At 44.9% G+C, this 12,946-nt stretch carries 11 protein-coding genes; 9 read left to right on the forward strand and 2 right to left on the reverse strand.

Annotated elements, in window-relative coordinates; all coding sequences use genetic code 11:
• Positions 1-70: 70 nt before the first annotated feature.
• The 6 genes from AAJP47_RS09005 (at position 71) to AAJP47_RS09030 (ending at position 6,335) form a co-directional block, all read left to right on the forward strand.
• Positions 71-502, forward strand: a complete 432-nt coding sequence (locus AAJP47_RS09005) for an ExbD/TolR family protein (protein WP_346717581.1) — start codon at positions 71-73, stop codon at positions 500-502.
• A gap of 122 nt (positions 503-624) precedes the next feature.
• Positions 625-2,376, forward strand: coding sequence for a lipid A export permease/ATP-binding protein MsbA (msbA, locus tag AAJP47_RS09010; RefSeq protein WP_346717783.1), 1,752 nt, complete (start codon positions 625-627; stop codon positions 2,374-2,376).
• 76 nt (positions 2,377-2,452) lie between these two features.
• Positions 2,453-3,559, forward strand: coding sequence for a tetraacyldisaccharide 4'-kinase (gene lpxK, locus AAJP47_RS09015; protein WP_497198708.1), 1,107 nt, complete (start codon positions 2,453-2,455; stop codon positions 3,557-3,559).
• A gap of 176 nt (positions 3,560-3,735) precedes the next feature.
• Complete coding sequence (kdsB, locus tag AAJP47_RS09020; protein ID WP_346717582.1) at positions 3,736-4,560, forward strand: 3-deoxy-manno-octulosonate cytidylyltransferase; 825 nt, start codon at positions 3,736-3,738, stop codon at positions 4,558-4,560.
• Positions 4,561-4,665: 105 nt separating this feature from the next.
• Positions 4,666-5,802 carry a DNA polymerase III delta subunit-related protein gene (locus AAJP47_RS09025; protein ID WP_346717583.1) on the forward strand — a complete coding sequence of 379 codons (1,137 nt, stop codon included), beginning with the start codon at positions 4,666-4,668 and terminating at the stop codon, positions 5,800-5,802.
• A gap of 185 nt (positions 5,803-5,987) precedes the next feature.
• Complete coding sequence (locus tag AAJP47_RS09030) at positions 5,988-6,335, forward strand: PilZ domain-containing protein (RefSeq protein ID WP_346717584.1); 348 nt, start codon at positions 5,988-5,990, stop codon at positions 6,333-6,335.
• A gap of 117 nt (positions 6,336-6,452) precedes the next feature.
• On the opposite strand, the gene ppk2 is transcribed toward AAJP47_RS09030, so the two are convergent.
• Complete coding sequence (gene ppk2 / locus AAJP47_RS09035; protein ID WP_346717585.1) at positions 6,453-7,466, reverse strand: polyphosphate kinase 2; 1,014 nt, start codon at positions 7,464-7,466, stop codon at positions 6,453-6,455.
• A 163-nt stretch (positions 7,467-7,629) separates the two neighbouring features.
• The gene (locus AAJP47_RS09040; protein WP_346717586.1) at positions 7,630-9,030 is read right to left on the reverse strand and encodes an acetyl-CoA C-acetyltransferase; all 1,401 of its coding nucleotides are present in this window, start codon (positions 9,028-9,030) and stop codon (positions 7,630-7,632) included.
• A gap of 553 nt (positions 9,031-9,583) precedes the next feature.
• Between AAJP47_RS09040 and AAJP47_RS09045 the strand changes: the two genes are divergently transcribed.
• From AAJP47_RS09045 to AAJP47_RS09055, 3 genes are all read left to right on the forward strand, one after another.
• Positions 9,584-10,984, forward strand: a complete 1,401-nt coding sequence (locus AAJP47_RS09045; protein WP_346717587.1) for a 3-oxoacyl-ACP reductase — start codon at positions 9,584-9,586, stop codon at positions 10,982-10,984.
• 351 nt (positions 10,985-11,335) lie between these two features.
• Entirely contained in the window at positions 11,336-12,253 is a 918-nt protein-coding gene (locus AAJP47_RS09050) for a MaoC family dehydratase (RefSeq protein ID WP_346717588.1), read from the forward strand.
• A 55-nt stretch (positions 12,254-12,308) separates the two neighbouring features.
• Positions 12,309-12,893 carry a protein tyrosine phosphatase family protein gene (locus AAJP47_RS09055; RefSeq protein ID WP_346717589.1) on the forward strand — a complete coding sequence of 195 codons (585 nt, stop codon included), beginning with the start codon at positions 12,309-12,311 and terminating at the stop codon, positions 12,891-12,893.
• Positions 12,894-12,946 lie beyond the last annotated feature (53 nt).

A 12,946-nucleotide genomic window follows, 5' to 3' on the forward strand; every position in this document is an offset into this window, starting at 1 on the left:
AGGTTCGCATCAACAGTTATGTGCAGCATTTTCCGAGCACATGGACATTACGGAAATTAAAGAGAGTGATATGCGCTTTAGAAAACCAACGGTTGAGCCACTCGAAATTAACTTGACGCCGATGATCGATTGCTTGTTGTTTTTGATTGTGTTTTTATTGCTAGCGACGTCATTCAATCATTTTAGTCGTTTAAACATCATTCTCCCTGAAGCGGAAGGCGTTGCACAGACAGAACAAAAAAACAGTATTGAGGTAGCGGTTCAAGAAGACGGCAGTTATTTGGTCAATGGCATAACTCTTGCCAGTAGTAATGAAGCTGAGTTGACCAGCATGTTACAACAAGAGGCGGGCAGTAACCGTGACATGTTATTTGTCATTGCAGCGGATGCCAATGCCACCCACCAGTCAGTAGTGCGGGTGATGGATGTCGCTGGTAAATTGGGATTTTTAAACCTTAATATCAGTACAGTCGTGCCGCTTGGCCAGCCTCTACCACCATAGTATATGGTCGCTTTTGAGCAAAAACACTCTCATAAAACTGTGCGCTAAGTGCAGCCTATTTCTATAATAATATCCAAATTGAGGCTTTTATGAGCCAAACCTATCCATCTGACTCTACGAAAATGCCTGCTAAAACAGTAGCAGCCCCATTAGTTGTCTCAAGGTATGCAACCTTGCTGCGTCTACTGAGCTATTTAAAACCATACTGGTGGGCATTGCTCCTCACGGTTTTGGGTTTTGCTATCAATGCAGGAACAGAGATTTGGATTGCCAAATTACTGCAATATATCACCGATGCGATCAACCAAAATGATCAAAGTCAACAAGACTTGTTTCCGTTGCTAATCATTGGCCTGTTTTTTGTTCGCGGTGTCGGCAGCTTTTTGGGAAACTATTATTCTGCTTTGGTCTCACGCAATCTTGTCTATGAGCTGCGAGTCGAAGTTTTTAATAAATTGCTGCGCTTACCAAGCTCTTTTTATCTTGCCAATCCAGCAGGTACTATTTCTTCCAAGCTGATATTTGATGTGGAACAAGTGACGGCTGCTAGTACCGACTCTATGAAAACCTTACTCCGTGATGGCTTGACCGTCGTGGCCTTGATAGGTTTTTTGCTTTATAGCAATTGGCGTCTGACCCTGATTTTATTTGTGGTGTTGCCGCCTATATTATGGCTCATTCGGTTGGCCTCCAAACGATATCTGAAGCTTTCTAAAGGCATTCAGGAAACGATGGGCGACGTCAGTCATATTACCAATGAAATCATTGGTGGTTATCAAGTGGTCAAAAACTATGGCGGCCAAGCTTATGAAGCCCAGCGTTTTGATAAAACATCGAAGAGAAATCTACGTCAAGGCATGAAAGTTGTTGTTACCAACAGCATCAATACGCCGCTTGTGCAGTTATTAATGGCAATTGCGATGTCGGTTGTGGTATGGCTGGCTTTGCGTCCAGCAGTAATAGACAATATCTCAGCAGGCGCTTTTATCTCGTATATCGCTGCCGCTGGTTTGCTGAGTAAGCCTGTGCGCTCATTGACGGATGTCAACCAAAAACTGCAAAAAGGCATTGCCGCTGGCGAGTCAATATTTGCACTACTCGATGAGCCAGAAGAAGAAGACACAGGAGTGGTTAGTCCTGCCTTGTCAGGTGAGATTCGTCTGAACAATATTGGTTTGGTTTATCCAGATTCGACCATCGCATTACGTGATTTTACGCTTGATATACGAGCGGGTGAAACGGTGGCATTGGTCGGACGTAGCGGTGCTGGTAAGTCGTCTTTGGTGAATTTATTAACTCGTACTTTATCGACCACGTCAGGGCAGATTACCTTAGACGGACTGCCCATCGAGGACATCACGTTAGAGAGCCTACGCTCACAAATTGCGATGGTCAATCAGCAAGTGGTGCTCTTTAACACCACGGTATTTAACAATATCGCTTATGGTAGCTTGGCAAATAGAACACAGGCTGAAGTCGAGAAGGCGGCAAAGGATGCCTTTGCTCATGATTTTATTATGAAGCTGCCGAATGGTTATCAAAGTGAAATCGGTGCTGAAGGTTTGCAACTGTCAGGCGGGCAGCGTCAACGCTTGTCAATTGCTCGTGCTTTGCTAAAAGATGCGCCCATCTTGATCTTAGACGAAGCGACCAGTGCGCTTGATAATGAGTCAGAGTACTACATTCAGCAAGCGCTTGATAATGTGATGAAAGACCGTACGACATTGGTAATTGCCCACCGTTTGACGACCATTGAGTCTGCCGACCGTATCGCCGTATTAGATGGCGGGCAGATTGTCGAGCTTGGCACACATGATGAGTTGATACAAAAGCAAGGCCATTATGCGCAAATGTATGCTCGAGATTTTGAATAAAACTGAGGTATTAAAGAGCTTTGGCGTTTAAGAAATACCAAACCAATCGCACAAAATAGCATAAGATAAGTGGTCAATGATGAGTATTGAGACGACAGTGACGCAGGCGTGGCAACGTCAAGCTGCTTGGTTATGGTTGCTGCTACCGATCAGTTGGTTATATGGATTGATTACGATGCTGCGTCGTCAGGCCTATAAGATGGGTCTACTTTCAAGCTATCGTGCGCCGCTACCAGTTATGGTTATTGGCAACATTAGTGTGGGCGGCAGTGGCAAGACGCCATTGATTATTACTTTGGTCAATCATTTGCAGGAGCAAGGGGTCAACGTTGGCGTCATTAGCCGTGGTTATGGTGGTGACACCAGTCAGATGCCAGCGCTGGTTACGACAAAAAGCTTACCGAACGTAGTCGGGGACGAGCCTTGTTTGATCGTCAATGTGACGGGCGTGGCAATGGCTGTCTGCCCGAACCGCGAGCAAGCCATTACGACTTTGTTAGCCACTTATCCTGAGTTGCAACTGATCATCGCCGATGATGGTTTACAGCATTATGCGCTACAACGCGACATAGAATGGATTGTGGTCGATGCGGCACGGGGTTTTGGTAACGAGCAACTGCTACCCACAGGATTTTTGCGTGAGCCTATGTCGCGCTTAAAAGGGGCAGACGTCATTTATCATGAAAGTCTAGAGACGGTAGCAACTTATCATAAAGACCATAACTATCAGCCACAAAGTCGTCTGACGATGCACCTAAAAGCGGATGGTATGCAGCGATTATGGCCATCTACCTCGATTAACCGTCAAGCAAAACGCGAAGGGCTTGAAACCGGGAGCAAAGTCCATGCGGTGAGCGGTATCGGTTACCCGCAGCGTTTTTTTGATACCTTAAGCGCGCTTGGTTATGACGTTATTGGACATCCTTATCCGGATCATTATGATTTTAGCTTGACTGAGCTGTTGCAATACAGCGACCATCCAATCGTAGTGACCACCAAAGATGCTGTCAAAATAAAAGCGCTAATCTTCAAGCATACAGATAGGCAGTCGTTGACCGCTGAGTATCAAATGCTTATAGATAGGCTTTGGGTGTTACCCGTCATGGCTGTGCTCTCTGACAACTGTTATTCAAATTTACAGCAGCGCTTGAGTCACTTGGGCATCGAGACTAGGGCGTGTTGAACAGTCAACCATGGCACTGACAGAGACTGTTTTTTAGGCGATGTTACAAGTCTTGCTAAGGTATCAACATTATCTTCGACTTTCGCCTTATCTATAACCATTTTAGCGATTAGCAGTGCCTATTTGTGAATGTCCAATGCGCCCTAAACCATATAACCCTTTTATAGGAATCAATTATGTCACCAGTCATTACGTCGCCCAAAACACATATTGTCATTCCTGCTCGCTTTAAAAGCACGCGATTACCCGGCAAACCCTTATTGAATATCCACGGCAAACCAATGATTCTTTGGGTTGCCGAAAAGGCACAAGCTGCCAAATTCGCTGACGACATGTGTATTGCTACTGATGACGAGCGTATTGCTCAGATATGTACAGAGGCAGGTTTTGAAGTGGTAATGACAAGTGGCGAACACGTCTCAGGCACGGATCGTCTGGCAGAAGTCGCTGCTATCAAAGGCTGGGCTGATCATGATATTGTGGTCAATATGCAAGGGGATGAGCCCTTGGTGCCGCCCCTGTTATTGGAGCAGGTAAAAGCGCTGTTGGTAGCCGACGAGAACAGCGTGATGGCGACATTGTGTGAGCCTATCGAGGATTACGAGACTTTTCAGCGACCATCGGTGGTCAAAGTGGTTAGTCATAAGTTTCAAGATAATAAGTCTCAAGATAAAGAGCGTGCTTTATACTTTAGCCGAGCACCGATTCCTTGCGATCGTGATGTTGTTTTGTCTAACAACAATAACAAGCAGCCGCCAAAAAATGCCTATCGTCATTTGGGGTTGTATGCTTACCGCGTCAGCCTATTACAGCAGTTTGTGCATTGGCCACAAACGCCACTTGAAATACTCGAAAGCCTAGAGCAATTGCGGGTTTTAGAAAATGGCGAGCATATTGCGATTACCGCTGCCGCTTGTCAACTGCCAGCAGGCGTCGATACCCAAGAAGATCTCGACCGTTTGAATGCGATGAGCCTGACTGATTTTCAAAACGCCGATTAGACATAGTGGATAGAAATATATAAGCGTATCCAAGCCGTATGCTGCGCTTTAAAATAAGTCAGTTACACCATCTCAGTGATTGAGTAAAATGATAGAGTAATAGCCATGAGTGATGTGATGGAAAACAAAGGCGCTTTAGACACCACAGACAGTATTTATTTTGCGCCACTGTTGCCATGGCAGCAAGCGCTTTGGACACAACTAACGACGCGAGTATTGACAATACAGCAGCCGTTGCCTCATGCGTTACTGGCAGCAGGTATGCAAGGTATGGGTAAGCGTGCCTTTGTATGGCGATTGGTTGCTTGGTTGTTATGCCGTGAGCGAAGTACTCATCCAGCGGGTGCTTGCGGTAAGTGCGAAAGCTGTCAGTGGCTAAGGTCAGGAACGCATCCAAGCTTGCAAGTGTTGCCCCTCACACGTATGCCAATCAATGCAGACAGTGCTGATAATACAGAAAAATTGAGCAGCAAAGCCAAAGATAAAAAACCGACCAAAGCTACCAGTAGCAGCGCGCTTAAGATTAAAGTCGATGACATTCGCGCTTTGCAGCCTTTTATTTATCAAGGCGGGCAAGGAATACGTATCTGTGTGTTAGATCAAGCAGAACAAATGACTGTGGCTGCGGCCAATGCGTTACTCAAAACATTAGAAGAACCACAATCACAGGTTCATTTATTCTTAATTAGTGATGCGCCTGCGCAGCTGCTGCCTACTATCAAAAGTCGTGTCCAGCAATTGCCATTGCAAATGATTGAGACGGCGACAACCATTGATTATGTGACAACCGCGCTTGGTCACACGGTCAATCGTGAAGCGGTAGGTAGCGCTGCGATAGAGCAGCTGATTCAACTGGCAAATGGCGCACCTTTAGCCGCAATAGCAATGGCGCAAGCATCATGGTATAGCAAGCGCGGTCTTTGGTTGACCACTTGGCAGGCATTACGTAGTGGCAAACGCAGTAGCGTGGCGGCCAGTGACTATTGGCAAAACCAGCTCAGTATCGAGGACTTTATCCAACTGTCTGAGATGATGCTTCTTGACATACAGCGTGTGTGTCTCGGTCTTAATGAGCTACAAACAGACGTTAATTTATCGACGATGCTAGAGACGTATCAACCCACTGATAATGGCCTAGAAGCCTTTGCCCATAGCCTACAACAGACCAAAATTGCTCTACAACAAAATGTGCAAGAAAAATTCGCCTATGATAAGCTGATGCAAGAGTTGGCCTATTTATAAACTTGTATTAGTATGATAGCGCATGATGACTGTTTAGCAGGAGTTGTTGGCAGTGTTTGTCAGTACTTGCCAGTATTTAATGTTGATAATGCTTGCCAGTGCTTGCCAATGCATCATCGCTTTGATTGCCATCTCCCCAATCACTTATACCATCTATTATATCCAATCAATATAGGAAGCTGACTATGGCCATGCCAGGACGCGGCGGGATTTTAACCTGCCATATTGAAAACATAGAAACGTTATACGCCAGCTATTTATCCTTTGTAAACAATGGGGCGTTATTTGTGCCCTCTAGCCAATCTCAGCCACTAGGCAGCGAGGTGTTCATCGCCGTGACGTTACCAAACTCGAGCGAGCGCTTGCCGATGAATGGTAAAGTGGTTTGGGTAAATTCAAAAACACAAGGCGGACGTCCCGCCGGTTTTGCCGTGCAGATTGGGACTGATATCGCAGGTCAACGAATTAAAAACGAAGTTGAGCGTTTATTGGCGGGCAAAATAGAAGGTATCCAGCCCACTTATACCATGTAGTTTTTCCAAAAAAGGAAAGGATGAAAATACAGACAGGCAGTAGCGCTTTTGTTCGCTATGCCTGTTTTTTCAGCTAAGGGCTTTAGGGAAAGGCTTTACCTAAATTACGCTTTCGGTTTAGTAACGCGGCGGTACGTACATATCGTCTGGAATCGGCTCACGATAGTATTCGTCGTCGCGTTTACGATCAGGCAGCTCAACCTCTTCACGAGGCACTTCCTTATATGGGATTTGCTCTAATAAATGAGCAATACAGTTGAGCCTAGCCCGTTTTTTATTATTGCCCTCAACGACCCACCACGGTGCTTCTGGAATATGAGTACGCTCAAACATGGTTTCTTTGGCCTTGGTATAATCTTCCCAGCGCCGCCGTGATTGCAAGTCCATTGGAGACAGTTTCCACTGCTTGAGCGGATCGTGAATACGGCTCATAAAGCGTGAATGCTGCTCATCGTCAGTGATCGAAAACCAATATTTTACTAAGCGAATGCCTGAGCGTACCAGCATACGTTCAAACTCAGGTACCGACTGAAAAAACTCTTCATACTGAGCGTCGGTACAAAATCCCATGACGCGCTCAACGCCGCCGCGGTTATACCAGCTGCGATCGAATAAAACAATTTCACCCGCTGCTGGCAGGTGTGCCACATAACGCTGGAAGTACCACTGCGTTTGTTCTCGTTCAGTGGGAGCAGGTAGGGCAGCTACTCTACAAACGCGTGGGTTCAGGCGCTGAGTGATACGCTTAATCGCGCCACCTTTACCAGCAGAATCCCGTCCTTCAAATATCACGACAATACGCTCACCGCGATCAACGACCCAATCTTGTAACTTAATCAGCTCTCTTTGTAATCTTACCAACTCTTGAAAATAGGTACGCCGATTTAATTTTTCTTGTTCACTCATCTCAATACCATCAAAACGAAAATCTCGTATATAGTCGTCTACTTCGCTCTCAATCTCTTCATCATAATTGTCAATGAGGTCTTCATGCATTTTACGCCGCAGTGTGTCGTTGAATACTTCTTTGTCCATGCGCTCAATAAAATTATCTTGTTCTGGTGAGCTAAGCTCCTTGCGTTCTTGCGGTGTTAGAGATTTTGGATCAATGGCTGAGGGTATCTTGCCCATTAAAAACTCCTAATAGATATTGTTATCGTTTTTATTGAATATGGGTCTTACTTTAGCACAAAGAAACGTCTCTTAGATGACAGGCGGCAATAAAAAAACACCCCTTAATCAAGAGATTAAAGGGTGTCTTAAAAGCCAATGCTACTTCTTAATCAGCTTAGAGTTACTTCTCTAGAATACAAGTAACGCCTTGACCGCCAGCGGCGCAGATAGAGATAAGCGCGCGACCTGACCCTTTTTGATCCAGTAACTTAGCAGCAGTGGCTAAGATACGACCACCAGTGGCGGCAAATGGATGACCTGCCGCTAACGATGAGCCGTTCACGTTCAGTTTGCTACGATCAATAGATCCAAGCGGTGCATCAAGCCCTAGGCGCTCTTCGCAGAATTTTTCATCTTCCCATGCCGCGAGGGTCGATAGGACTTGTGAAGCAAACGCTTCGTGGATTTCATAAAAATCAAAATCTTGTAGCGTCAAGCCGGCACGCTCAAGCATACGTGGTACGGCATAAGCAGGTGCCATTAATAAACCTTCGGTGGTTCCAGATTTACCAATGAAGTCAACCGCTGCGGTTTCTTGATGAACGATATAGGCCAATGGCTTAAGACCGTGTTCTTTTGCCCACTCGTCGGTGCCTAGTAAAACACAAGAAGCACCATCAGTTAATGGCGTCGAGTTGGCTGCTGTCATCGTTGGATTGGCATTCTTTTTACCAAACACAGGTTTTAGCTTGCCTAGCTTCTCTAATGTGGTGTCTGGACGTAAGTTGTTATCACGAGTCAAACCTTTGTACGGTGTAATTAGATCGTCAAAGAAGCCTTCGTCATAAGCACGCGCAAGGTTTTTGTGGCTATTAAAAGCCAATTCGTCTTGTGCTTCGCGGCTGATATTCCATTCAAGCGCAGTGATGGCTTGATGCTCACCCATAGATAGACCGGTACGCGGCTCACCATTTTGTGGTGAATCGATCAAGTCTTTTGGATTCAGACCCATTAATGCTTTTAAGCGTTGCTTATTGTCTTTTGCTGCGCCTAATTTGATAAGAACTTTACGTAGACCATCGCCAACCGCGATAGGCGCGTCGGAGGTGGTATCGACGCCGCCTGTAATGGCAGAATCGATCAAACCCAATGCGATTTTGTTGGCAGAGGCGAATGTCGCTTGTAGGCCAGTACCGCAGGCTTGCGAGATATCATAAGTTGGTGTGTGCGGGCTTAGCGCTGTGTTCAGCGTCGCTTCACGAGTCAGATTGATATCACGGCTTAGTTTCATGACCGCGCCTGCCACTACTTCACCCATCACTTCATCTTGTAGATTGTAGCGTTCAACCAAACCATCTAAAGCCGCCGTTAGCATGTCGGTATTGCTGACATCCGCGTATGAGCCGTTTGAGCGTGCAAATGGAATACGGTTGCCGCCTAAGATCGCTACTCGTTTTTGACCTGAGGCAAGTCCTGCTTTTTTGTCTTTAGCGGTCGTAGACGTTTGATTGTTGTCATCGTTTGCTTTTACGACAGTGCTCTCAACAACAGGACTGTCTGAATGATTGTTTTTATTACTCATAATATTATCCTTAAATAGAAAGAAAAAAGTGGTTCTCAATAAAAACGCGGTTTAACCAATATAAAATAAATGACAAGCAGATATTCTTACTTATTACTATCCATTACTATTGCCATTTGCGATCGTCACTCAAGATATCGTTCAGTTGTTTATGATAAGGTTTTTTTACAATGCTCGTGTATATCTTTAGCAAACCATATAAAGTTTGGAGTTTAAAATAGTCAATGCATAATCAAAAATATCGCATTGCATAATAATGTTTTTGATAATATATTGTTATCGATAATCATATCATATATAACTTATCCTCTAATTTTAGCACGGTGTTGTGTTTTTTGAGGTGAGAAAAAGTGGGGCGCTTGTATACCAGCTTGTTTACAGATTGTTGTAGACAGCAGCGATTTTTGGACTTGTTTATGATGAAAGTGTATAGTTAAGACAATTTTAGACGCATTCTTCAAATATCAATAACTAGGAAGATGGCGCGTCTATAAAGTCGAGGTATTGCATTTTTCGTTTACTATTATTTAACCATTACCTATAGGATTATATTATGTCAGACCGTTATGGTGATTTTGTTCAGTCTTCTATTGGCAAAAAAGTTGCAAAAAACTTAGGCCTACCTTTGCCAGTGACCCTTGACCGTTTTGAAAGTGGTGAGCGTCTGGTGCGTGGTAGTGTGTTAGTTGGCCGTGCTAATGGTGAGGACAAAAGTGTCAGTGCTTCAATCGCTCGTGTTTTGTCAGATGTGCATGCTGACGTATTTGTTAACAGCCACGATGACGTGAAAGATGCTTTAGCGGATGCCAATGTAGAAGCCAAAGCCAACACAGGTGGTGATGATAAATTCAAAGTTTTATTGTTTGATGCCAGTAATATCAGCAATGCAGATCAACTCAAAGCATTGTATGAATTCTTTCATAGTGTCGCGCGCCGCGTAGAAGCGTCAGGCCGCGTCATTGTGGTAGGTCGACCACCTGAAAAAATCACTGATATCGAAACGGCATTGGCCCAGCGTGCGCTTGAAGGGTTTGTAAAATCGGTTGGTAAAGAGTTTAAGCGCGGCGTTACCGCTCAGCTTGTCTATGTCGAAGCAGGGGCCGAAGAAAATCTGGATTCAACCTTACGCTTCTTTACCTCAGCCCGTTCATCTTATGTGTCAGGTCAAGTAGTCCGTGTTGGTAAAGGTGAGTCAGTCGATGTTGATTGGACACAACCTTTAGGCGGAAAAACGATGCTTGTGACGGGCGCTAGCCGCGGTATTGGTGAAGCCATTGCCCGTGTATTAGCGCGTGAAGGGGCGCATGTTGTTTGTCTTGATGTTCCTCAGCAGCAAGCGGATCTACAAAAAGTTGCAAGCGAAATCAGTGGTTCTACCTTAACTGTGGACATCACTAGTGAAGATGCTGGTGCCCAAATCGCAGAAGCCGCGCAAAAGCGTGGCGGTCTTGATGCTATTATTCATAACGCTGGCGTGACGCGTGATAAGACCTTGGCAAAAATGGATGAGAAAAAGTGGGACATGGTAATCAACATCAACTTAGGCAGTGTGGCTAAGCTGAACCGTTATTTACTAGATAACAATGTACTCAAAGAAAATGCCCGTATTGTTTGTGTCTCCTCTATATCAGGTATCGCTGGTAACATGGGTCAAACCAACTACGCGACTTCTAAAGCGGGTGTTATTGGCTTGGTTGATGCCACAGCAAAACAGTTAGAAGACAATGCTAAAGGCATGACCATTAACGCTGTTGCGCCAGGGTTTATCGAAACGCAAATGACAGAAGCCATTCCGTTTGCCATTCGTGAAGCCGGTCGCCGTATGAATTCAATGAGCCAAGGCGGGTTGCCAGTAGATGTGGCTGAGACCATCGCGTGGTTGGCGTCTCCCGCTTCTGGTGGTTTGAACGGCAATACGGTACGTGTTTGTGGTCAAAGCTTACTTGGTGCCTAGCATTGATCAAGGTAATAGTATGTATGAGTAGGTATATTGATGAATAGCTATAAGTATTAAATCTAATAGCGAGCAAGTGATATAACCTGCTATTTTTGATTCGCTTCACATATGCTTACGAAAAATTGACATTAAAAGGTAATAAAGCTGCCCAAGGGTGGCTTTTTTATGATAAAAACACAGAGGTTATATGCCAGATCGTTTTTTGCCGTGATGGTCGCTGATACGTTTGATTAAAAATAGGGTTTGTGACATTGCTCACTGAGCTCACTGATAGGCTTTAATCAACATATTCATAGCGTCTTTAGATGCACCCAAAAAATTTGTTCAAGCCCCATTTAGGATTTATTTATGTCAGACAAACATTATGATGCGTTGCCAAAAGCGCATACTACCTACGCCAATATCGTAAAAAGTTTACTGCCTATCGGTAATAGTGGAAAGATTGGTAAAGACCAATTGCCGCAAGCGACTTATTACGTCGATGATTTGCACATCGATCAAGAAAATTTAAACGACTATCGTAAGATTTGTGGTTTTGCAGATAATGGCAAAGTGCCGATTACTTATTTTTCAGTCCTGTCTCAAGCATTGCAAATGAATATGATGGTCAAAGAACCGTTTCCGTTTGCTATGTTGGGCTTGGTGCATGTTGACAATAGTGTCACGCAATATCGTCCAGTTGGCGAGCGCGAAACAGTTGCTATGTCAGTTGCTTTTGATAACTTACGTGATCATGCGCAAGGTCAGCAATTTGACTTTGTGACCACGGTTAAGTCATCAGAGGGTGAAATGATTTGGGAAGGTACGTCGACTTATCTGTCGCGTAGCAAAAAACCGAGCAGCAGCAAAGACAAGAAAAGCAGCCCGCGTCCAGTCACGGTTAAGCCATTGGTCAATGAAGAAGGGGTGCATAGTATCTTTGAGGTGCCAGAAGATATTGGCCGTCGTTATGCGTTTGTTTCTGGCGACTTTAACCTCATTCATTTACATCCGCTATCTGCGCGTGCATTTGGCTTTCCTAAAGCGATTGCCCACGGCATGTGGTCAAAAGCCAAATGTCTGGCCATGATGGATGAGCTGCCTGATGCTTGCACCGTTGACGTCTCCTTTAAGCTGCCTATCTTTTTGCCAGCTGAGGTTGAACTGATTGCTGACCCTGTGGCACAGCTTGAGAGTGTAGAAAATACTTGCCAGTTTGGTCTGTATAGCTCAAAAAATGACAAGCCGCATTTGGCTGGTGTGGTTAAACGCCAAAGTAGTCACTAATCGTATCCGAAGTTTTTTATCTCAATAGTCTTATTTAACGAATCCATTTAGCATTATGACTTCACAAAAAAACGCAACAAATACTGAACCATTTAATCAATCAGCAGCAACCGATACCACCGCTGCCAATAAGAAACTTACCAGCGGTAGCTCGGCTAATGACAGCGCCAATACCGACAGTGCATTTGATAACGGTATCGATCTTGCGACTGTTTTTACGCCTTATTTTCGGCCTGATGCAAACACGGTGGTGTGCGGTGCGCTCGATGACGAAAAGATTGCCTCTTTAGCACAAGCAGGGTTTGATGTGGTCATCAACTTGCAGCCAGATGAAGAATTGAGTTTTGATGAATCAGCTGCGGTCGAGCGCGCAGGCATGTACTATGCACATCTGCCCATTCGCGGCGCTGAGGACTTGAAGCAGCTCAAAATATTGGCGTTTGACAATATTTTGCGTCAATATCATGGTAAAAAAATGGCCATTCATTGTGGGTCTGGCAATCGAGTCGGGGCAGCAATTGCGCTGCGAGCAGGTTGGTTGCGCGGCCGGAAAATGGACACGGCGATGGAGCGAGGACGCAGTCATGGTCTGAGCAAGCTTGAAGATGAGGTTTATAAGCGTTTGCTAGTACCGCGTTAAAAAGCACTATGCTAAAAAGTATCGCGCTAAGAGATAGCCATCATTTATAACAA

The organism is Psychrobacter halotolerans (assembly GCF_039680845.1).
Taxonomy (GTDB): Bacteria; Pseudomonadota; Gammaproteobacteria; order Pseudomonadales; family Moraxellaceae; genus Psychrobacter.

What these genes read in the sequence shown, in the direction of transcription:
- AAJP47_RS09005 (WP_346717581.1), top strand. Translation starts at nt 71, where the DNA reads ATGCGCTTTAGAAAACCAACGGTTGAGCCACTCGAAATTAACTTGACG.
- msbA (WP_346717783.1), top strand. Translation starts at nt 625, where the DNA reads ATGCCTGCTAAAACAGTAGCAGCCCCATTAGTTGTCTCAAGGTATGCA.
- lpxK (WP_497198708.1), top strand. Translation starts at nt 2,453, where the DNA reads ATGATGAGTATTGAGACGACAGTGACGCAGGCGTGGCAACGTCAAGCT.
- kdsB (WP_346717582.1), top strand. Translation starts at nt 3,736, where the DNA reads ATGTCACCAGTCATTACGTCGCCCAAAACACATATTGTCATTCCTGCT.
- AAJP47_RS09025 (WP_346717583.1), top strand. Translation starts at nt 4,666, where the DNA reads ATGAGTGATGTGATGGAAAACAAAGGCGCTTTAGACACCACAGACAGT.
- AAJP47_RS09030 (WP_346717584.1), top strand. Translation starts at nt 5,988, where the DNA reads ATGGCCATGCCAGGACGCGGCGGGATTTTAACCTGCCATATTGAAAAC.
- ppk2 (WP_346717585.1), bottom strand. Translation starts at nt 7,466, where the DNA reads ATGGGCAAGATACCCTCAGCCATTGATCCAAAATCTCTAACACCGCAA.
- AAJP47_RS09040 (WP_346717586.1), bottom strand. Translation starts at nt 9,030, where the DNA reads ATGAGTAATAAAAACAATCATTCAGACAGTCCTGTTGTTGAGAGCACT.
- AAJP47_RS09045 (WP_346717587.1), top strand. Translation starts at nt 9,584, where the DNA reads ATGTCAGACCGTTATGGTGATTTTGTTCAGTCTTCTATTGGCAAAAAA.
- AAJP47_RS09050 (WP_346717588.1), top strand. Translation starts at nt 11,336, where the DNA reads ATGTCAGACAAACATTATGATGCGTTGCCAAAAGCGCATACTACCTAC.
- AAJP47_RS09055 (WP_346717589.1), top strand. Translation starts at nt 12,309, where the DNA reads ATGACTTCACAAAAAAACGCAACAAATACTGAACCATTTAATCAATCA.